We start from the raw sequence: 20937 nt of genomic DNA on the forward strand, positions 1-20937 counted from the left end.
AATGCGGAGGTTTTGATGACCGGTTCCGGTCCGCAGCGTATCCGCGCTGTCCGAAAACGGCGAAAGTCGCAATGGCGCGGTTTTCTCTATATCGCGCCAGCCATGGCGCTCGTCATCGTCTTCTTCGTTATGCCCGTGCTGTTCACCGGCTGGATGAGCCTGCACAACTGGCCGCTGATGGGCGCCTCGCGCTGGATCGGCTTTGCCAATTATACCCGCATGTGGAACGACAGCCGCTTTATGGCGGCCCTGAATTTTACTGCCTATTACACGGTCATCGTGACCATCGCGATCTTTGCGATCGCCTTCCCGCTGGCGATTTTCGTGGAGAAGGAGCGCCGCTTCGTCAGCACCTACCGGACGATCATCTTTCTGCCCGTCGTCGTAGGGCTCGCGACGGCTTCGCTTCTCTGGGTCTGGCTTGCCAATGTTGATAGCGGCTTCTTCGGCCCTGCCCTTCGCGCGCTCGGCCTCGTCGAGCGAAGCCCCAATATCATGGCGAGCTTCGATACCGCCTTTGCAACCATCATCGTCATGGTCGTCTGGAAGATCGCGGGCTTTACGATGATCATCCTGCTGACCGGCCTGCAGGCCATTCCGTCCGAACTGACGGAGGCAGCCCGCATCGATGGGGCCGGCCGCTGGCAGCGCTTTCGGCATCTAACCCTGCCGCTGATGCGAAAGACGATTGCGCTGGCGCTGATCGTCTCGGTCACCGGCTCGATCCTCGCCTTCGACCAGTTCTACATCATGACGTCGGGCGGGCCGCAGAACAAGATGATCTCGGTCGTCTACTACATCTTCAACCAATCCTTCGTGTCCTTCAATCTGGGCTACGGATCCGCCCTTTCGATCGTACTTCTGGCGATCCTCGTTGCGATCTCCATCGTCCAGCTCTGGCTGCTGCGCGTCGGGGAGGAACGCTGATGATCTCTTCCCGACAACTCCGCGCTCGCAAGCGCTTCAGATCGCAATCGACCTATCATGTCGCCGGCATCGCCATTTCGATCTTCTTCCTGGCGCCCTTCATCATCACGCTGCTTGCCTCCTTCCGGCACGGCACGGAGGCAAGCCTGCCGCCGCTGCCGCCTTGGCCAACGACCGGGGTCAGCTTCGATGCCTATGCGCTGCTCGATACGTTCGGCGCCGGCATCTGGCAGCACATGATCAACTCACTGTTCGTCTCGCTGGCGACAGTGCTGCTGACCGTCATCGTCAGCCTGCTCGCAGGCTACGGCTTCTCGCGCTACCGTTTCCCGCTGAAGAACGCACTTTTCGTGCTGATCATCGCGACGCTGATGATCCCGTTCCAGTCGATCCTGACGCCGCTCTTCATCATCCTAGCGAAGCTCGGTCTCAACAACTCGCTGCTGGGGCTCACCCTCGTCTACGTCACGCTGCAACTTCCTTTCTCCGTCTTCATGATGCGCAATGCCTTTGACGCTGTGCCGAAGGAGATCGAGGAAGCAGCCCGCATCGACGGCGCGCGGGATCTGAGACTGCTCGTCCGCGTGCTTCTGCCGCTGGTGCTGCCGGGTATTGCGACGGTCGCAATCTTTGCTTTCCTTAATGCCTGGAACGAATTCCTGGCCGCCCTCGTGCTGCTCTCCAGCAACGAGAAATACACGCTTCCCGTCCTGATGACGGCGGTGCGCGCCGGTCGCCTCGGCGCCATCAACTGGGGTGCGGTTCAGGCCGGTGTCGTCGTCATGACGATCCCCTGCCTGATCGTCTTCCTGCTCCTGCAGCGCTACTACATGCGCGGGCTGATGGCCGGCGCGGTAAAATGATGATCTTTCAACGAAATGGATGAAGCCATGAACAAACTGAAGAGAGACCGCCAGTTCCGTCCCCTGCCCGTGCCGAGCGTCGAGTTGCAGGGTCTGTTTGGCGATCGCCAGGATGCGATCTGCGATTCCACCGCCGAAACGCTGCTCGACCGCTGTGTCGAGGCCGGTATGCTGCAGGCGATCGACGTGACCGAGCCGAGCCCCGGCGTGGTTATTCCGATCGGCCCCTGGGGCGGCACGACGCAGATGTTCTGGGACAGTGACCTCGGCAAGTCGATCGAGACAGTCGCCTATTCGCTCTACCGGCGGCCCAATTCGAAACTTGAAGCCCGCGTCGATGAGATCATCGACATGTATGAAAAACTGCAGGACAAGGACGGCTATCTGAACGCCTGGTTCCAGCGCGTGCAGCCGGGCCGGCGCTGGACGAACCTGCGCGACCATCACGAACTCTATTGCGCCGGTCACCTGATCGAAGGCGCCGTCGCCTATTATCAGGCGACCGGCAAGAAGAAGCTGCTCGACATCATGAGCCGCTATGCCGATTACCTGATCATCGTCTTCGGCCACGGCCCGGGCCAGATCCCCGGCTATTGCGGTCACGAAGAGGTGGAACTTGCGCTGGTCAAGCTCGCCCGCGTCACCGGCGAAAAGAAATATCTGGATCTCTCGAAGTTCTTCATCGACGAGCGCGGCACCGAACCGCATTTCTTCACCGACGAAGCGGCACGTGATGGCCGCAGTGCGGCCGACTTCCACCAGAAGACCTATGAATATGGCCAGGCGCACCGGCCGGTGCGCGAGCAGAAGAAGGTCGTCGGCCACGCAGTACGCGCCATGTATCTCTATGCCGGCATGGCCGATATCGCCACCGAATATAACGACGACACGTTGACGGCTGCACTCGAAACCCTCTGGGACGACCTGACGACCAAGCAGATGTACGTCACCGGCGGCATCGGCCCGGCCGCCTCCAACGAGGGCTTTACCGACTATTACGACCTGCCGAACGAAAGCGCTTATGCCGAAACCTGCGCCTCGGTCGGCCTTGTCTTTTGGGCAAACCGCATGCTCGGCCGCGGCCCGAACCGGCGCTATGCCGATATCATGGAGCAAGCGCTCTACAACGGCGCCATGGCCGGCCTTTCACTCGACGGCACCCGTTTCTTCTATGAGAACCCGTTGGAAAGCGCGGGCAAGCATCACCGCTGGATCTGGCACCATTGCCCCTGCTGCCCGCCGAACATCGCCCGTCTGCTGGCCTCCGTCGGCTCCTACATGTATGCGATCGCCGAGGATGAAATTGCCGTCCACCTCTACGGGGAAAGCAAGGCACGCTTCGATCTCGCCGGCGCCAAGGTCGAGCTTTCGCAACAGACCCGCTATCCCTGGGATGGCGCGATCCATTTCGACCTGACGCTCGATCGTCCCGCGCATTTCGCGCTGTCGCTGCGCATCCCGGAATGGGCTGAGGGTGCTGCGCTCTCCGTCAACGGCGAAAAGCTCGGTCTTCAATCCGTTGTTGTGGACGGCTATGCCCGGATCGAACGGGATTGGAAGAGCGGCGATAAGGTCGATCTGTCGATCCCGCTTGCTGCCCGCAAGCTCTTTGCCAATCCGCTGGTCCGTCAGGATGCCGGCCGCACGGCGTTGATGCGCGGTCCGCTCGTCTATTGCGTCGAAGAGACAGACAATGGCGAGGGGCTGAATGGCATTACCCTTTCCGCCGATGTCTCGCAGGCGAAGACATCAGAAATTGCCGGCCTTCGCGGCGCCGTCGCGCTCGACCTTCCCGTCAGCCGCGACACGGCAGATTGGGGCTCTGCGCTGTACCGTACGTCTCCGCCTGCCGCACAACAGGCGAGCGCACGTTTCGTGCCCTATCCTTTCTGGGATAATCGCGAACCGGGCGAGATGCTCGTCTGGGTCAGAGCGGGCGAGGCGCGGTGAATAACATGGCGGATACGGGCGTCGTGCTGACCGAAATTCGCAAGAGTTTCGGCAATCTGGAAGTCATCCATGGCATTGACCTGACAATAACGGAGGGATCCTTCGTCGTCTTCGTCGGCCCCTCAGGATGCGGAAAATCGACGCTCTTGCGCATGATCGCAGGGCTGGAAGATGTCACCGACGGCGAGATCGAGATCAAGGGACGCAACGTCACCGATCTCGATCCCTCCGATCGCGGCATCGCCATGGTCTTCCAGTCCTACGCGCTCTATCCACATATGAGTGTGCGCGATAACCTTGCCTTCGGTCTGAAGATGGCCAGAACGCAGGCATCGGAGATCGAGACCCGCGTCAAGGCGGCCTCGGCTATCCTGAAGATCGATCACCTCCTCGATCGCCGGCCAGGCCAGCTCTCCGGCGGCCAGCGGCAGCGCGTGGCGATCGGCCGTGCGATCGTCCGCAAGCCGGATGTCTTTCTCTTCGATGAGCCCCTGTCGAACCTCGACGCGGAACTGCGCGTCTCCATGCGCATCGAAATCGCCAGACTCCATCGCGAGCTCGGCAATACGATGATCTATGTCACGCACGACCAGACCGAAGCGATGACACTCGCCGACAAGATCGTCGTGCTTCGTGATGGGCATATCGAACAGTCAGGAACGCCGCGCGAGATCTACGAACGGCCGAACAATGTCTTCGTCGCGGGCTTCATCGGCTCGCCGCGCATGAACCTGCTCGAGGCAAGCTGGGCAGGTGACGGCACCATCCTGGCGGCCGGAAATCGCATTCGTTCGCCGATCGGCGGCGCCGGTCTAGCGGCCGGCCAGAAGATCACTCTCGGCGCGCGGCCGGAGCATCTGAGCATCGTCTCGGGACCGGAGGATGACGTGTTGCGGGCTAGGGTTGATTTCGACGAGTATCTCGGCGGCACGCAATTCCTCTATTGCCAGCTTGGCGACGGCCAGCCTTTGACCGTCGAATACAGAGGATCGGTTGACATTGAGACCGGCAGCCAACTCGCCTTCACCTGCGATCCCGCCGATCTGCACATCTTTAATGCCGATGGCATGCGGCTCGACAAATAAACGCAGGCAGCTATAGGCTGCGTCCTGTTCGCTCGAACCGGTCCCAAAGGCTTGAATAGATTTCGAGGTGATGAGCGCCGGTCGATCGGGACAAGTCTTTCGCTGGAGGACAGCACCCGCCTGTCGCGTTGCATTGATCGTTTTCCTGGATTTCGAGGCCTCGTCCCTCAGCAAGAAAAGCGTTCCCATCGAAATTGCCTGGGTGTTCGAGGACGGTCGCTCGCGCTCGGCCCTAATCCGTCCCGCCGCCGACTGGGACGACTGGGCGGCCGATGCGGAAGCAATCCATGGGATTTCTCGGGAGTTGCTTGCATCGGAGGGCGTGCCGGTAGAGCAGGTCGCCACTGAAATGGTCGAGGTTTTGACCGGGCACGATCTCTATGCGAGCGCCCCTTCGTGGGATGGGAAATGGCTGAGCGTTCTCCTGCGCGCCGCCGGCTTTCCTCGGCATGCCCTCCGGCTCGGCAAATCACATGACGCCTTTATGGCCGCGGCGCGTGRATTGACGGGAGCGACCATCGCGGAGACAGAGCTATCGAAGCTCGTCGACGGCATCGTCGAGGAAAGCAAAGAGGCAATCCCGGCGCATCGCGCATTGGCGGACGCCACGCTTGAGCTTACCCGATGGAAGCTTGTCCGCGAGGCGGCCAAGAAGCAGATGGCGACAGGCGGGTAGGGGTCAGCGTTTGTGAAAGCTCTCGGCCACCCAGCGCGCGAATTCCGCAGCCGGGGACGCAAGACGGTCGAAGCTGCGGGCGACCAGCCAGTAGGCGCCATTCGGAACAGTGACGTCGAAGAGCTGACGCAAGCGGCCAGCCCGGATTTCCTCCTCGGCAAAGGCTTCATCCAGGAGTGCAACGCCCTGGCCGCGCAGCGCCGCCTGCAGCACGAGCCCGTCATCAGCATAGACTGGCCCCCTCCCCGTCTCGGGCATGGCGATGCCGGCCGCCTCGAACCACCGGCTCCAGGCGTCGCGGGTTTCCTCATGCAAAAGCCCGTAAGTAAAAATGTCATGCGGAGAGGAGATCGGTGGGCCACGCTCCAGAAGATCGGAGGCGATCACCGGCACCATGCGGACATCGATCAGGTGCCGGCTTTCTGTCCGTGGCCACGCGGTGACGGTGGCGCTGTGCCTGATCGCGATCTGCGCCTGGCCGGTGCGGAATTCGATCGTCCGCGGATCGGCATCGAGCGATATCTCAACGTCAGGATGACGTTTGCGAAATTCCGGCAGCCGAGGCACGAGCCAGCAAGCGGCAAAGGAGGGTTCGACGCTGACTTTCAGATCCGCAGACACTGAAGCTCTGCGGATATCCTCAAGGCACTCATCGATCCGGTCGAAGGAAGGGGTGAGCACGGCAAGCAACTTCCGGCCGCTTCCAGTCAGGATGACACTTCGATGGCGCCGCTCAAAGAGCGGCTCACCCAATAGCTGTTCCAGCTCGCGGATCTGCCGGCTGACGGCGGCCTGCGAGATGAACAGCTCCTCGGCCGCAAGCGTGAAGCTCTCGAGCCGTCCCGCGACCTCGAAGCTTCTCAATGCCGTCAGCGGCAGCCGACCACGTTTCATCCCATAACCTCAAGTCATCCGAAGTCGACGATAAGCTCGTTTGAAGACCAGGCGCAAGGGGAGGAGAACAAAGGAAAAGGAGAGAAGCCATGTGGAAGCAAATCGTCTCCATCTTGATGGATGCCATTCGCCTTGTCACCTTCGCATCGGACGGCAAAAACAGCCGGCGGCGCCGGGACTGCTGAACGCTCACGCAGCTTATCGGGATTTTCGCGCATTCATAATCCTGCACCGGGGTCTATATAGACCTCTCCTTACTTGAGAAGCAGGAGCATCACGATGCAGAAGCGCAAACTCGGCAGCCAGGGACTTGAAGTATCGGCCATCGGCCTCGGATGCATGGGCATGAGCCAGTCCTACGGGCCGGCCGATGAGACGGAATCCATCGCAACCCTTCACCGCGCCATCGAGCTCGGCTGCACTTTCCTCGATACGGCCGAAGTTTACGGCCCCTATAGGAATGAGGAGCTGCTCGGTCGAGCTCTCAAGGGCCGCCGCAATGAAGTGACGCTGGCCACCAAGTTCGGCTTTCGCCTGAAGGACGGCAAGCAGGTTGGCACCGAGCGTGACAGCCGGCCGGAAACCATTCGCAGCGCCGTCGAAGGCTCACTCAAGCGTCTTGCCACCGACCACATCGACCTCATCTACCAGCACCGCGTCGATCCGGCTGTACCGATGGAAGATGTCGCCGGCACGGTCGCTGAGCTCGTCAAGGAAGGCAAGGTTCGTTACTTCGGCCTCTCCGAAGCCGGTGTTGCCAATATCCGCCGCGCCCACGCCGTCTACCCAGTTTCTGCCGTGCAGAGCGAATATTCGCTGTGGGAGCGCAATCTGGAAGCCGACGTCATCCCGGCTTTGAAGGAGCTCGGCATCGGTCTCGTCCCCTTCAGCCCGCTCGGCCGCGGCTTCCTGACCGGCGAGGTCAAGCGCGCCGAGGATTATCCGGAGGGCGATTTCCGTCGCGGCGATCCGCGCTATCAGGGCGAAAATTACGACGCCAATGTCCGCGCAGCCGAGGCCGTCCGCTCGGTTGCATCCTCGCTCGGCGTCAAGCCCGGCCAGGTGGCGCTCGCCTGGATCCTGCACAAGGGCAGCGACTTCGTGCCGATCCCCGGTACCAAGCGCCGCACCTACCTGGAAGATAATATCGCCGCCGYCTCCATCGCCCTCAATGCCGAGCAGATGAAGGCGCTCGATGAAGCGCTTGCCCCCGGCAAGGTTTCGGGCAAGCGCTACAACGACACGATCCTGTCGACTATCGATCGCTGAGGGGGTTCACGCGTCGATGTCGGTCGACAGCGTGATGTCCTTCTGCGCTTCCAGCTCGGCAAGCCGCTCGTTCAGCGCTTTGCGGATCGACTGATAGGTCGTGCTGCCGAGCGCAAGCCTTTTGGGGGCCGGTTGTTTTTCGGCCGCCGCGATCATCGCGTCGGTCATCTTCACGGGGTCGCCCATGATCTTGAACGAGCCGTCAGCAATTGCCTTGCGCACCTGGCCGGCCGGCGTATCCTCATAGACATCCATCTGCGGCGACCTGACGAGGCCGGCGCCGAAATCCGTGCCCGCCGGTCCCGGCTCGGCAATGGTGATGTCGATGCCGAAAGGGGCGACCTCTTGCGCCGCAGCCTCGATGAAGCCTTCGATCCCCCATTTGGTGGCATGATAGAGGCTGAAATTCGGATAGGCGATCTGCCCGCCTTCCGAAGCGACCTGCAGGATGCGACCACCGCCCTGCTGACGCAGATGCGGCAAGGCCGCCCGGATCACCTGGATGGAGCCGATCAGGTTGGTATCGATCTGATGGCGGATCTGTGCATCGCTCACCTCTTCTGAGGCGCCGAACAGGCCATAACCGGCATTGCAGACAACGACATCGATGCGTCCCATCTGCTCGAAGGCGGCGTCGACGACTGCATGAACGGCACGGTCGTCGGTGACGTCGAGGGTCGAGACCAAGAGCTGCTCGCCATACTGCGCTTCAAGGTCAGCCAGGGCTTCGCGCTTGCGCAAGGTTGCTGCGACGCGATCGCCGCGCGCCAGCAGTTTCTCAGTCATGATCCGGCCGAAACCGGAGGATGTGCCTGTGACGAACCATGTCTTTGTCATCGTCTCTACCTTTCTGACGCCGCTGGGTCGCGGCTTGATGACAGCAAAGATAGAGACGTTTATTGATGTGATAATCCGTTCAAACTTGCATGAGCTATTGAAAAATACCCATGAGTTATCGGCCAACACTTGATGACCTCAATGCCTTCTCGGCAATCGTCGCCCATCGCAGCTTTCGCAAGGCGGCCGGCGAACTCGGCCTCTCGCCTTCGACGCTGAGCCACATGATGCGCAACATGGAAGCGCGCATGGGCGTGCGCCTGCTGCATCGCACGACACGCAGTGTCGCAGCCACCGAAGCCGGCGAAATGCTTCTCGACAGGCTGAAACCGGTCTTGCGCGATCTCGATCTGGCGCTCGATGCCGTCGGCGAATTCGGCGGGCAGCCGAGCGGTACACTACGCATCAACGCTAGCGAAATTGCCGCCCGCGTGCTATTGAATGCCGCCATTCCTCTCTTTCTCGAACGCTATCCGGAGATATCGCTCGATATCGTCACCGAAAACCGACTGGTCGATATTGTCGGCGAGGGCTTCGATGCCGGCATCCGTCTGCGGGAATCCGTGCCGCTTGATATGATAGCGGTCGAATTCGGCGGCGAGGCACGTTTCCTCGCGGTTGCCTCATCAGCCTACTTGAAAAACCACAAGCGACCGAAGACGCCTGAAGACCTCAAGCGCCACCGCTGCATCCGCCTACGTATGCCGAGCGGCAAACTCTACCGCTGGGAATTTGAGAAACACGGCCAGGAAGTGACTATCGAGGTATCGGGTGCGCTCACGCTCGATCATGTAGAGCTGATGGCGGAAGCGGCGGTCAAAGGGCTCGGTATCGCCTATGTGCCGGAGAGGGTCGCGCGGCCCTATCTTGCCAGCGGTGAGATTATCTCTGTGCTTGACGACTGGTGTCCGTCGATCCCCGGACTCTGCCTCTATTATCCCGGTCACAGGCATGTGCCGCAAAGCCTCAGGGCTTTCATATCCGTGCTGACGGAAGTCGAGCGGCAAGGTGCTTAGCCTCCCCCGCGCATCACCCCTGCCCATTCTGTCTTGTCTGCTCCGCAGCGCGGAAGCGCGCCGGCGTTATGCTGCGTCTTGCCTTGAAAGCCTTGCCGAAGGCGGCTTCCGATTCATAACCGACCTCTGCAGCGATATCTGCAACCGTTCGGCGCGTCCTGAGCAGCAGGTCACTCGCCAGCATCATCCTGATATCGGTCAGGAACGCGCCGACCGTCATTCCCGCGCGCTCGCGAAATTGCCGGGCATAGGTAGCCCGCGACATGGCCGAATGACGGGCAAGATCATCGATCGTCCAGCCAAAGGCCGGCGAGGACATCATTGCCACGACGGACTTGCCGAGCCTGGCATCCCCAAGCAATTGCAGCAGCCCCGAGGATGCGACGGGCGAGACCTTGCCTGCCCTCACCGCCATGATGAAAAGCGAGAGACAGGTTGCGGTGATGATCGCCAATGCTCCCGGCCTCTCTTCAGCCGTTTCCCTATAAAGCATCGCGACCAGCGTCTTCAGCAGCTCCTCCGACTCCTCGGCGAGCGATACGTGAAAGACGTCAGGCAGGCTGTCGAGCAGCAAGGCAGCCGACCCCGGCGCGCAATCGAAATGACCACAGAGCAGGTCGACATCGGCCTCGCCTTCGCCGTTTTCGCGCAAAGGCAGCATGCCACCCGCGGCAATGCGCAGGGGCTGTGCTTCGCCGCGTGGCCGCAAGCCAACGATCGTATGCGCATCCCCACGCGGCAGCAGCAGGAAATCGCCAGAGCGCAAGGTGATCTCACGACCGGAGCCGAGGCGAATGAGACAATCGCCGCCGAGGATCAGATGAAACGGCAACGTACCTGCTGCAACGGGCTCGTGGTCGATATGAAACGCGCCCTGCAGCCGGCAGCGAATGTCGAGCGTCGGCTGCAGGCGGGCAAGTTCGATAAGGCGGCTTAAAACATCCATGAGACGATCGCGCTAGAAAATGACTTTTCTGAGCATTCAAACTATCATCCTTGAAGGTCATAGTCACTTCCAACAGCCAAGGCAATCACGCCGTCGCTGATATGAGAAGGAATGATTTTCATGTTGGACTGGAAGGAATATCGCGGCGAACTCCTGGGCCGGATAGGCGAACTCTCCAAGATCGCGCCCGAGACCATCAAAGGCTACCAGACCCTTTCGACGGCCGGACAGAAGACCAACCATCTCGGCGCCAAGCAGCGCGAACTGATCGCCCTTGCCGTCGCCGTCACCGTCCGTTGCGATGGCTGTATTGCCGTACATACGACCGAGGCCCAGAAGGTCGGCGCCACCAAGGAGGAAATTGCTGAGGCCCTCGGTGTCGCCATCTCCGTTAATGCCGGTGCTGCTCTTGTCTATTCGGCCCGCGTGATGGACGCTGCCGATGCCATTGCAAGGTAAAACGTCCAACGTGAACCGCTTGCCGCACCGGCGGGGCAAATGACCCTGCCGGACCAATCCGGAGAAACGAATATGTCGCTCCCCCGCATACCCGCTGCATTCTTTGGCATTGTTCTTGGTGTTGTCGGGCTCGGCAACAGCTGGCGCGCCGCCGCTGCCATCTGGCCGGTTCCGGCCAGCGTAGGTGAAGCCATCAGCCTTCTTGGCTTTGCGATCTGGCTCGTCCTCATCCTCCTCTACGCCGCAAAATGGTTTGTCGCGCCGAAGGAGGTGACGGCGGAACTCGAACATCCCATCCAGTGCTGCTTCGTCGGCCTGATCGGCGTCGCGACCATGCTGGCGGGACTTGCGATCCTTCCTTATTCGCGCATCGCGACTGAAGTTCTGTCTCTGGCAGGGTTCGCCATCACCCTGTTTTTCCTGCTGTGGCGAACCGGTCTGCTCTGGCGGGGTGGGCGTGATCCGGTCACCAACACGCCGGTTCTCTATCTGCCGACTGTTGCCGGTTCCTTCGTCACCGCCATCGCGGCAGGCACGCTTGGTTATGCCGACTGGGGCCAGCTCGCCTTCGGCGCCGGTTTCTTTTCCTGGCTGGCAATCGAATCCGTCTTGTTGCACCGGCTGCTGATGGCGCCGGAGCTAGCCGCACCGCTGCGCCCGACTCTGGGCATCCAGCTTGCCCCGCCCGCAGTCGGTAGCGTCGCCTATCTGAGCGTGACGACCGGCACGCCCGATATGTTCGTGCATGCCATGTTCGGCTACGCGATCCTGCAGGTCCTGATCATCAGCCGCCAGCTGCCCTGGATCATGCAACAACCCTTCGCCGGCTCCTATTGGGCCTTCACCTTCGGCCTTACAGCGCTTTCGACAGCAGCACTGCGTATGACGGCACGCGGCGACACCGGCGCGATCAGCGAGCTTGCGCCCGTTATCTTCGTGCTGGTCAACATCGCGCTTGCGATCATTGCAGTAGGGACGCTCTGGCTGCTGGTGAGAGGCAAGCTTCTTCCCGCTCCCGTCCGGGCCTGAGAGCCTGCACGGCGCTAAGCCCTTGCCACTTCCTGCTGCAGATCGACCACCGCCTTGATCGGTAGGTGGTCGGACGCCATGCGGGCGAGTGGAGTGTCATGCACCTCCACGGCGGAGATGATGCCTTTCCGGTTGGCAATGATGCGGTCGAGCGCCAGGACCGGCAAGCCGGCGGGAAAGCTTGGAACGGCGGGCGGCAGCGGACCGAAGGCCATCTGGAAAGTATTGAGGGACGAGCGGTCGCCGAGCCGCCATTCGTTGAGATCGCCAAGCAGGATTGTCGGCATTTCGTGACGGTCGCTGATGAGATCAACCAGCGTCTTTGCTTGTTGCGCCCGCGAATGCCGCAGCAGGCCGAAATGGGCGGCGATGATGCGCAGCGTCCCGCCAGCTTCGAGCTCTATTTCCGCAACCAGCGCGCCGCGCGGCTCTAGCCCCGGCAGCTTCACCTGATGCACATCATGCACCAGACCTTTGCGGACAAGCACGACATTGCCGTGCCAGCCATGCGCCTTCGTCACACCCGGGATCGGAACCGGCACCAGCCCGGTCTCCCGCTCCAGCCGGGCAAGATCGAGAATGCCGGTCCGTTCGCCAAAACGTGTATCAGCTTCCTGCAGCGCGATCACATCGGCATCGATCTCATGGATGACACGGCTCGTGCGTTCCGGATCGAAGCGTCGGTCAGTGCCGACGCATTTATGGACATTGTAGGAGGCGATAAGAGTGCCGTCATTGCGCGGTTTCGGCCCCGCACGCCAGGTCTCAACGCGCTTCTTCCTGTTCTTGATGGAAGCGATGATACTGGCGGGCAGACTGTCTTTCTTCTTGACTTGCATCGGAAGGAACGCCGGCTCCATTGCTCGAAAAGCTCTTTTTCAGGATTATAGGCAGCGCAACAAAACTTGCCATGCCGCAATCACGAAAACTCTGTCAAAGATATGGGGAACCGAGCCACAGCACCTTTTCGAGGAGCCGCACCAGGAAGGGCCGGGACCACAGCCCCTCGAGCGTAACCGGCGTGGCGGACTTGATGGCATCGTCGATGCGCTCATCGATTTCGGCGGCAAAGCCGGCATTCAGCACTTCGAGATCGACTTCGAAATTCAGCCGCAGCGAGCGCGGATCGAGATTGGAGGAACCGACATAGGCCCAGGTTCCGTCGATAGAGAGAAGCTTGGAATGGCTGAAGCTGCCGGTCGAACGCCAGATGCGGCAGTAGTTCTTGACGATCTGGTCGAACTGCGCCGTCATCGCCCGGTCGACCAGAACGAGATTGTTGGCGGCAGGCACAACGATATCAACCTCCACGCCACGCCGGGCCGCCGTCGTCAGCGCACTGATCAGCTCCCGGTCCGGCAGAAAGTAAGGCGACATGATCCGGATCGACTGGCGCGCTACGGAAAAGGCACCTATCAGCATCTTGTGGTTCGTCTCCACGCTCCGGTCCGGTCCGGAAGCGACGACGCGCAAGAAGACCGGATCGCCGCGCTTGCGCTCCAGTCGGTCGCTGCGCCAGGCCTCGCCGTTCAGGACTTCGCCTGTCGTGAAGCGCCAGTCCTCGGCCGCGACGTCGAAGAGATCGGCCACCGCCGGGCCGCTGACGCTGAAATGCGTGTCATGGGCAAAACTCTCGCCGACCGCCTCCTCGCTGAAGCCTTCGCGGATATTCATGCCACCCGTCAGTGCGATCTTTCCATCCGCGATCAGGATCTTGCGGTGTGTGCGCAGGTTTGCGTAGGGCAACCTCAGGCCCATGATGACATTGCCATTGAAGACATCGACGGTCACGCCGCCGTCCTTCAGGTATCCGAGAATGCTCGGCACCGAATAGCGCGCACCAACCGCATCGATCAGCACGCGCACTTCCACGCCTCGCTTGACGGCTGCAATCAGCGCATCAGCGATGCGCAGTCCGATCCTGTCACGGTCGAAGATATAGGTTTCCAGCAGGATACTGCGCTCGGCGCCATCGATTGCGGTCTTCATCGCCGCATAGGCTTCGTCGCCATTTTCCAGCATGTCGATCGTATTGCCCGTCGTCAACGGATAGCGCGTGACGCGATCGCCGAGCGTCTGCAGGGCAGCAAAACGCCGGCCGAACTGGCTGATGACGGCATCGGTCTCCGCGTCAAACTTTTCGAGCTCGTCCAGATCAGCGGCAGGCAGCAACGCGTCGCGGCGAAGGCTCAGCGACTTGCGGCGGATACGGTTGATGCCGGCAATCATGTACAGCAGCGCRCCAATGATCGGCGAGAGGATGATCACACCCACCCAGCCGGTCGCAGCCCGGACCTCTTCCTTGGTCATGGTAGCGTGGATCGCCGCCGCTGCCCCCATGGCAATGGAGATGACGAAGAGGATATGCGGCCAGTAGGTCGACAGCAGTTGGAACATCGCCACAGGATATAGCCGCGAATCGTCTGCGTTCAATCAGTGCGCGGCTCGCTCTCAACGCGAAATTTTCAGATGCTTAATTTGCCGGCTCAATATCGATGGCAAAGACAACCGAATGCGGCGGCAGCGCGCCATTCTCGGCGGACTTTGCTTCCTTGCCGTAGCGCTCGTAGATCACCGTCCCGGCGACCGACGGCAAGACCAGCGCCTGCCCCGACAAATTGGCGCGTAGCGCCAGAGTCAAATTCGCAAACTTCCACCAGATGGCCACCGTCCCTTCGGACGCCTCCAGCGCGCCGCTCTCGATGGTCCAGCTCTGCCGCAGCAGCGGTACGATATAGGTCTTGCGCAGCTTCAGGAGCTCAGCGACGAAAGCCAAGCTTTTCCGGCCCTCTTCGTTCTCCCGCCATTGCCAGCCGAGTTTCGAATTCTCGAAGGTCGAAAGGGCATTCGGATCGGGCAGTTCGGCCGCGGTCCTGCCAGCCTTCAATCCACCGAAACCCTCGGCTTCCGCCATGCGACCCTCGCGGACTATTTTGGCGAGCTCACCCGTGTAATCAGTGAAGAAATTGAAGGGCTGCCTCTCCCCATACTCCTCCCCCATGAAGAGGAAGGGAATGTGCGGTGAGAGCAAGAGTATCGCTGTCAGCGCATCCAGCATATCGGGATCGGAAAGGCTCACCAACCGCTCGCCGAAAGCGCGGTTGCCGATCTGGTCGTGGTTCTGCAGGAAATCGACAAAGGCGGTCGGCGGCACGTAGCGACGATCGCCGACAGGTAGTTCCGGCGTATCGGTGCGATCCGGATAGATGAAGCCATGCTGAAGCGCAAGGCGAAGCTTATGCCAGAGCTGATCGGCGAAAGGCTTGTAGTGGCCGATGGTTTCGCCGGTCGCGATGATGTGTGCCACATGATGGAAATCATCGTTCCATTCGGCCTCGTAAGCTTTGGGAGCGCCGTTCTCGTTGCGGACCAGCAATTCCACGAGATTGCGCTGGTCTTCGACGACGAGATGAACCTGCCTGTCGGCGAAGGTGGCTTTCACTTCTTCGGCCATGGCCGAAAGCACATGCTTTTCAGAGGTATCATGGATTTGCTCCACGGCATCGAGCCTGAGCCCGTCCAACCGGAACTCACCGATCCAGTAGAGCGCATTCTCGATGAAGAAGCGCCGCACCGGTTCCCGCCCGAAATCGATCGCCGCCCCCCAGGGTGTTTCTCGGTCTTTGCGGAAAAAGCTGGGCGCATAGGTGTGAAGATAATTGCCCTCGGGTCCGAAATGATTGTAGACGACGTCGAGCAGCACCATGATGCCGAGGCCATGTGCCGTATCGATGAAGGCCTTGAAATCGGCTGGCGTGCCGTAAGCGGAATGCGGCGCATAGTGTAGCACGCCATCGTAACCCCAGCCGCGATTGCCGGCAAATTGCGCAACCGGCATCACTTCGACAGCCGTGATGCCGGTTTCCGCAAGATGCTTCAGTTTCTCCGCAGCAGCCCGGAACGTACCCTCAGGCGTAAAGGCACCGATATGGATTTCGCTGATGACGGCCTCTTCCCAGGGACGGCCGCGCCAGCGCGAGCTCTGCCATTGATAGCTTGGATCGACGATCAGAGACGGCCCATGCACGTCGCCTGTCTGCGCCCGTGACGCAGGGTCCGGCACGGCTTTTCCATCAGGGAGGACGAACATGTACTCATCGCCGGCGGATGCTTGCGCCGCAGTGGCTTCGAACCAGCCGCCACCGACGTCCTGCATCGGGATATCCCGGCCGAGGTGCCGCAGCGAGATCGCATTCTCACCCTGCGTCCAGAGACGAAAACGTGCGCCGCCAGCCGCGAGCAGCGCGGCACCCCAGCGTCCCGTGCCTTCCGTGATCGTGCCTGTCTGTGAAATCTGGTTCATCCCTCACCCCGTGTGATTTCCAATCAGCATCAAATTCCTGAGGCTGCGGGTTGTTCCGAACGAGCAGGAACAATCCGCGGCGCGATCGGTTGAGGTTGAAAGCCAAGATATTGCCGCCATGAACGTCGCACCGAAATTCGGCCCCGCCTTCACGCTTGAAAGCGCCGACGCCGCCAGCCTCGATCAGCTTAGACATCAGGCGGAAGGCTGCACGCGCTGCGAACTCTACAAGAACGGCACCCAGCTCGTCTTCGGCGAAGGGATCACAAAAGGCCGAGATCATGCTCGTCAGCGAACAGCCCGACGACAAGGAGGATATCGCGGGACGCCCCTTCGTAGGCCCGGCGGGACGCCTGCTCGACATCTGCCTCGAAGAGGCTGGGCTCGACCGCTCGCGATGCTACGTCACCAATGCGGTCAAGCACTTCAAGTTCGAGCCTCACGGCAAGCGCCGCCTGCATTCGAAACCCAATGCCGGGAAGATCCAGCGCTGCGCCTGGTGGCTCGGTGCCGAAATCAGCGTCGTGCGGCCTAATCTCCTTGTCGCGCTCGGTGCGACAGCACTTTATTCTCTCCTTGGCTCGAGGGTGAAACTGACACCCGAGCGCGGCCACATCCTCACGCCAGAGAACCGTCCGCCGGTGCTCGTGACCATTCACCCTTCCTTCCTCCTGCGGATTCGCGAGGAAGAGGATGTCGCGCGCCAACGTGCGAATTTCGTCGAGGACCTGCACCGTGCTGTCCAATATCAAGGCAACTAGAACGAGTTATTGCCTATAAATACTGCAACGCAAAAATATTCCCGATTTACTTGGCAAATCCACTTGAAACCGGCCCCATAGTCTGGAACCTTTTCAACGGTATCGCGTTCGAACGACGGCATGTTGTGACTGGAGATCAGCGATGGCAGAAACTCGGGAAGAGTGGATAAAGAAACGTGCATATGCCCTCTGGGAAGAAGAGGGACACCCGACGGGACGGGATTCCGTTCATTGGGAACAAGCAAGGGCCGAGCATGACACGCTCAAGGGGGCTTCAAAATCTCCAAACGGCAAGGAAGTGAAACCTCGGGCGAAACGGGCGGCAGCCAAGACGGCGGCACCGGCAGTAGCGGCTGAGGTCACGAATGGCAGCGAAGCCAAGAAACCTGCCAAACAGGCGGCAACAAACACAAAGACCAACGGCATCGTCAAACCGGCCCCGAAACGGACAGCCGTACGCAAGTCGGCTTCCTGAAGAGAAATATTCAAATTGCAATGAAAAGGGCGCCTTCGCGGCGCCCCTTAGCTTTTTTTGTCATAAGTTTGAATTAGTTGCGCGCTAAGAAACTCATGAAGCGCCAGCTTCTATGCGGGGGTGACCACAAGCCGAATGAAACGTCCGTCTGGACAGCTTTTTAAAAAGCTGCGTCCACCCCTCGAAACGGGGAACAAGAGTATCCTCCGGCTGTTTATGGGCAAACAGGGGAAGTTGCCATGAACAACCATTTCGCCCATTCCCTTGCCATCCCAGTTCCTGCGGCCTCCGGCCGGGGTTTTCCAGCACAGGTGTGAGGGATGGAGATGTCGCTTCTTCTGATCGCCGCTTTACTCTATGTCGGTTTCGCACTGGGGCTCATCCTTCTGGTTGACAATATAGTCGGCGTATTTTTTCGCGATCCGCGCAAGCCGATACAGCTTCGTTCTTTTGCTTTGAGCCGCGCCTTCATCGCCTCGCAGAAGCTGGACCAGGAATAACAAACATAAACAGCTTTTTTGCGCGTAATCGGACGCTTTGCCCGGTTAACGATATTTGCAGCTCGCTCTTTCCCTCCTGCCCGACGCCTCTATTTTGTCGACGGTGGACCGGCAGACCCGGCTCGGGTGATGCCACAGTAAGATTGAAAGCGATTTTTGATGGCACGGGTTGGGGGCCGCTGGCCGGAAGGCGATAGCGAAATCGGGAATCTGCTGCGCCGGAATGGTTTGGATGCTTCCGGCATCGGGTCAGTCGAAGCCTGGCCGAGTTCACTCCGGCATATCGCGGAAATGGTGGTCAATTCACGCCAGCCGAAATTCGTCGCCTGGGGTCCCGAACTCGCCTTCATCTATAACGACGCCTATGTCGCGATCTTTCCCGAACGGCATCCTGCCGCCCTCGGAAAACCATTTCAGCAGGTGTGGTCGGATATCTGGCCGCAGTTCGAGCCGATCGTGGAAGCCACGCTTAAGGGGCAGTCGCAGCTCTACAAGGAGCTGCACGTGCCCATGCGGCGCGACGGACAGACGGAAGATACCTGGTTCACCTTTTCCTATACGCCGCTGCGGGACGATGACGGCAAGGTCGCCGGCATTCTCTGCGCGACGATGGAAGTGACGGACCAGGTGCTTGCCAAGCACCGGGAGCGCCTCGCTTTGGATGAGGCGCGGGAAAAATCCGCAACACTCGCCGTCGTTAACAGGGCCGGCTCGGCGATTACCGCCGAACTCAATGTCGATCGCCTGACACAGATCGCGGTCGATGCCGGGGTAGCGTTGACGGGCGCCGAATTCGGCGCCTTCTTCTACAATGTCGATGATGGTGAAGGCGGCAGTTACATGCTTTACGCGCTGTCGGGTGTCGACCGGAAACATTTCGACAGGCTTCCGATGCCGCGCAACACCAAGGTTTTTGCACCGACTTTCAGCGGCGAGGGCGTCGTGCGCTCCGACGATATCCTGCTTGATCCCCGCTACGGGCAGAATGCGCCGCATTCCGGGATGCCGAGCGGCCACCTTCCTGTGCGCAGCTATCTCGCCGTGCCGGTCAAGTCGCGCGACGGCAACGTCATTGGCGGGCTGTTCTTCGGTCACAGCCAGCCCGCCCGCTTTTCGGATGCGGCGGAGGCAAGCCTCGTCAGCGTGGCTGGCCAGTCTGCCGTCGCAATCGACAACGCCCGGCTCATCCGCGCTGCCGAGCTTGAGATCGTCCAGCGCCGCGAGGCCGAGGATCAGCTCCGCAAGCTGAACGAAACGCTTGAAGTCCGTGTCGCCGCCGAAATTCTCGAACGCCAGCAGGCGGAAGCAGCCCTGCAGCAGGCGCAGAAGATGGAATCGATCGGCAAGCTCACCGGCGGTGTCGCGCACGATTTCAACAACCTGTTGCAGGTCATTTCAGGCAATCTCCAGCTTCTCGGCAAGGATGTGACGAATAATGGCCGGGCCAAGGATCGCATCTCCAACGCTCTATCCGCCGTCGAGCGCGGATCGCGGCTCGCCAGCCAGCTTCTCGCCTTCGGCCGCCGCCAGCCTCTGGAGCCGAAGGTGATCAATATCGGCCGCCTCGTCTCCGCAATGGATGACATGCTGCGCCGCACGCTCGGTGAGGAAATCGAAGTGGAGACCATGGTCTCCGGCGGCCTCTGGAACAGTTTCGCCGACCCGATCCAAATCGAGAACGCGCTGCTGAACCTTGCGATCAACTCCCGCGATGCAATGGATGGAGCAGGCAAACTGACGATCGAAGTGGGCAACGCCTTTCTCGACGACTCCTATAGCCGCACTCATCCGGAGGTCGCAGCCGGCCAATATGTGGTGCTCGCTGTGACCGACACTGGCACAGGCATGCCACCGGAGATCATCGAGCAGGCTTTCGAACCGTTTTTCTCCACCAAACCGGAGGGTAAGGGCACCGGTCTCGGCCTCTCCATGGTCTACGGTTTCGCCAAGCAGTCCGGGGGCCATGTGAAGATCTACAGCGAGATCGGCGAAGGCACGACGGTGAAGCTTTATCTTCCCCGCTCCTTCCAAAGCGAAGACCGGATCACCACTGGCGACAATGTTCCCGCAACCGGCGGCACCGAGACGATTCTGGTCGCCGAGGATGACGAAGGTGTGCGCGCAGCCGTTGTCGAGATGCTGATCGATCTCGGCTACCACGTACTTAAGGCCAAGGACGCGCAAAGCGCATTGACCGTGATCGAAAGCGGCGCGCATATCGACCTGCTTTTTACCGACGTCGTCATGCCTGGTCCGCTGAAGAGCCCGGAGCTCGCACGCATGGCCCGCGAGCGCCTGCCCAACGTCGCCGTGCTTTATACGTCAGGCTATACCGAAAACTCGATCGTCCATGGCGGCCGGCTCGATCCTGGCCTGGAGCTCCTCTCCAAGCCATACACACGGGAGGCATTGGCGCGGAAAGTCCGCCACGTCCTTGCCAACCAGGTGCAACGCCGCCATACCAACCCGGCACCGCTGCCGGGTAGCGAGCAACCGCGCGGCATCGTCCAGCCCAGGCTGAAGCTTCTGCTGGTCGAGGATGATGCCTTCATCCGCATGGATACTGCCGAAATCCTGCGGGATCTCGGCTATGACGTGATCGAAGCCGACAGCGGAGAACAGGGCATCGAACTCCTGCGCAGCGCAGATACGAATACAGATATTATCGTTGCCGATGTCGGCTTGCCGGGCATGTCCGGCCCGGCCTTCGCAGCGCTGGCGCGCGAAGCCTTCCCGTCGGTCGGCCTCGTCTTTGCGACTGGCAACAGCAATCCGCCGGATGCGAACCGCTTTTCCGGTTCCGTGCTGCTGCCAAAGCCGTTTACCACCGCAGCACTCGACCGCGCGGTGAAGACCGCTTCCCGCCAGCGTCCCATTGCCTAGGCCCCGACTGCGTCAGAACCTTCAAGTTGCGGATATTTCCCAAACGGGCGGCGGCCGAGACGGC

Annotated in this window: 19 protein-coding genes and 1 pseudogene; 13 read left to right on the top strand and 7 right to left on the bottom strand. The window is 60.7% G+C overall.

The genetic code is table 11. The features are described from left to right. Positions 1-15: 15 nt before the first annotated feature. From AC1DM5_RS07735 to AC1DM5_RS07755, 5 genes are all read left to right on the top strand, one after another. Complete coding sequence (locus AC1DM5_RS07735; protein WP_025669883.1) at positions 16-927, top strand: carbohydrate ABC transporter permease; 912 nt, start codon at positions 16-18, stop codon at positions 925-927. Further along, positions 927-1790 carry a carbohydrate ABC transporter permease gene (locus tag AC1DM5_RS07740; RefSeq protein ID WP_477818661.1) on the top strand — a complete coding sequence of 288 codons (864 nt, stop codon included), beginning with the start codon at positions 927-929 and terminating at the stop codon, positions 1788-1790. The genes AC1DM5_RS07735 and AC1DM5_RS07740 overlap by 1 nt, the downstream gene beginning before the upstream one ends. A 27-nt stretch (positions 1791-1817) precedes the next feature. Then, the gene (locus tag AC1DM5_RS07745) at positions 1818-3740 is read left to right on the top strand and encodes a glycoside hydrolase family 127 protein (protein ID WP_477818662.1); all 1923 of its coding nucleotides are present in this window, start codon (positions 1818-1820) and stop codon (positions 3738-3740) included. A gap of 5 nt (positions 3741-3745) precedes the next feature. Next, a complete protein-coding gene (locus AC1DM5_RS07750) occupies positions 3746-4825 on the top strand; it encodes an ABC transporter ATP-binding protein (protein ID WP_477818663.1) in 1080 nt (359 codons plus the stop codon). A gap of 133 nt (positions 4826-4958) precedes the next feature. Next, positions 4959-5501, top strand: a complete 543-nt coding sequence (locus AC1DM5_RS07755; protein ID WP_477974817.1) for a 3'-5' exonuclease — start codon at positions 4959-4961, stop codon at positions 5499-5501. A 3-nt stretch (positions 5502-5504) separates the two neighbouring features. On the opposite strand, the gene AC1DM5_RS07760 is transcribed toward AC1DM5_RS07755, so the two are convergent. Then, positions 5505-6395 carry a LysR substrate-binding domain-containing protein gene (locus AC1DM5_RS07760; protein ID WP_477818665.1) on the bottom strand — a complete coding sequence of 297 codons (891 nt, stop codon included), beginning with the start codon at positions 6393-6395 and terminating at the stop codon, positions 5505-5507. A gap of 14 nt (positions 6396-6409) precedes the next feature. Continuing rightward, positions 6410-6613, bottom strand: a complete 204-nt coding sequence (locus AC1DM5_RS07765; RefSeq protein WP_477818666.1) for a hypothetical protein — start codon at positions 6611-6613, stop codon at positions 6410-6412. A 55-nt stretch (positions 6614-6668) separates the two neighbouring features. Here AC1DM5_RS07765 and AC1DM5_RS07770 point away from each other — a divergent pair, with 55 nt between their 5' ends. Continuing rightward, entirely contained in the window at positions 6669-7664 is a 996-nt protein-coding gene (locus AC1DM5_RS07770; protein WP_477974857.1) for an aldo/keto reductase, read from the top strand. A 6-nt stretch (positions 7665-7670) separates the two neighbouring features. Here AC1DM5_RS07770 and AC1DM5_RS07775 read toward each other — a convergent pair whose 3' ends face one another. Further along, the gene (locus AC1DM5_RS07775; protein WP_477974819.1) at positions 7671-8501 is read right to left on the bottom strand and encodes an SDR family oxidoreductase; all 831 of its coding nucleotides are present in this window, start codon (positions 8499-8501) and stop codon (positions 7671-7673) included. A gap of 110 nt (positions 8502-8611) precedes the next feature. Here AC1DM5_RS07775 and AC1DM5_RS07780 point away from each other — a divergent pair, with 110 nt between their 5' ends. Continuing rightward, positions 8612-9517 carry a LysR family transcriptional regulator gene (locus tag AC1DM5_RS07780; protein ID WP_477818668.1) on the top strand — a complete coding sequence of 302 codons (906 nt, stop codon included), beginning with the start codon at positions 8612-8614 and terminating at the stop codon, positions 9515-9517. Between the two features lie 13 nt (positions 9518-9530). On the opposite strand, the gene AC1DM5_RS07785 is transcribed toward AC1DM5_RS07780, so the two are convergent. Then, on the bottom strand, positions 9531-10463 hold the full coding sequence (locus tag AC1DM5_RS07785) for an AraC family transcriptional regulator (protein ID WP_477818669.1): 933 nt from the start codon (positions 10461-10463) through the stop codon (positions 9531-9533). Between the two features lie 120 nt (positions 10464-10583). On the opposite strand from AC1DM5_RS07785, the gene AC1DM5_RS07790 reads away from it, so the two are divergent. Next, positions 10584-10922 (top strand): carboxymuconolactone decarboxylase family protein, encoded by a 339-nt coding sequence (locus AC1DM5_RS07790; RefSeq protein WP_477818670.1) that lies wholly within the window; start codon positions 10584-10586, stop codon positions 10920-10922. A 72-nt stretch (positions 10923-10994) separates the two neighbouring features. After that, on the top strand, positions 10995-11951 hold the full coding sequence (tehA, locus tag AC1DM5_RS07795) for a dicarboxylate transporter/tellurite-resistance protein TehA (protein WP_477974821.1): 957 nt from the start codon (positions 10995-10997) through the stop codon (positions 11949-11951). A 14-nt stretch (positions 11952-11965) separates the two neighbouring features. Here the strand turns inward: tehA and AC1DM5_RS07800 are convergent, their stop codons facing one another. The 3 genes from AC1DM5_RS07800 to treZ all read right to left on the bottom strand — a co-directional run bounded on the left by AC1DM5_RS07800 (position 11966) and on the right by treZ (position 16254). Continuing rightward, positions 11966-12790: an endonuclease/exonuclease/phosphatase family protein gene (locus tag AC1DM5_RS07800; RefSeq protein WP_477818671.1), complete on the bottom strand. Its 825-nt coding sequence runs from the start codon at positions 12788-12790 to the stop codon at positions 11966-11968. Positions 12791-12884: 94 nt separating this feature from the next. Further along, positions 12885-14348 carry a phospholipase D-like domain-containing protein gene (locus AC1DM5_RS07805; RefSeq protein ID WP_477818893.1) on the bottom strand — a complete coding sequence of 488 codons (1464 nt, stop codon included), beginning with the start codon at positions 14346-14348 and terminating at the stop codon, positions 12885-12887. Between the two features lie 76 nt (positions 14349-14424). Next, a complete protein-coding gene (gene treZ / locus AC1DM5_RS07810) occupies positions 14425-16254 on the bottom strand; it encodes a malto-oligosyltrehalose trehalohydrolase (RefSeq protein WP_477974823.1) in 1830 nt (609 codons plus the stop codon). Between the two features lie 118 nt (positions 16255-16372). On the opposite strand from treZ, the pseudogene AC1DM5_RS07815 reads away from it, so the two are divergent. From AC1DM5_RS07815 to AC1DM5_RS07830, 4 genes and pseudogenes are all read left to right on the top strand, one after another. Beyond that, positions 16373-17015 (top strand): annotated as a pseudogene (locus tag AC1DM5_RS07815) (UdgX family uracil-DNA binding protein). A 142-nt stretch (positions 17016-17157) separates the two neighbouring features. Further along, a complete protein-coding gene (locus AC1DM5_RS07820; RefSeq protein WP_477818673.1) occupies positions 17158-17490 on the top strand; it encodes a DUF2934 domain-containing protein in 333 nt (110 codons plus the stop codon). A 320-nt stretch (positions 17491-17810) separates the two neighbouring features. Then, positions 17811-17990: a hypothetical protein gene (locus tag AC1DM5_RS07825; RefSeq protein ID WP_477818674.1), complete on the top strand. Its 180-nt coding sequence runs from the start codon at positions 17811-17813 to the stop codon at positions 17988-17990. 159 nt (positions 17991-18149) lie between these two features. After that, positions 18150-20873 (top strand): hybrid sensor histidine kinase/response regulator, encoded by a 2724-nt coding sequence (locus AC1DM5_RS07830; protein WP_477818675.1) that lies wholly within the window; start codon positions 18150-18152, stop codon positions 20871-20873. The last annotated feature ends 64 nt before the right edge of the window (positions 20874-20937 follow it).

The organism is Rhizobium sp. 01T437, from assembly GCF_056398505.1.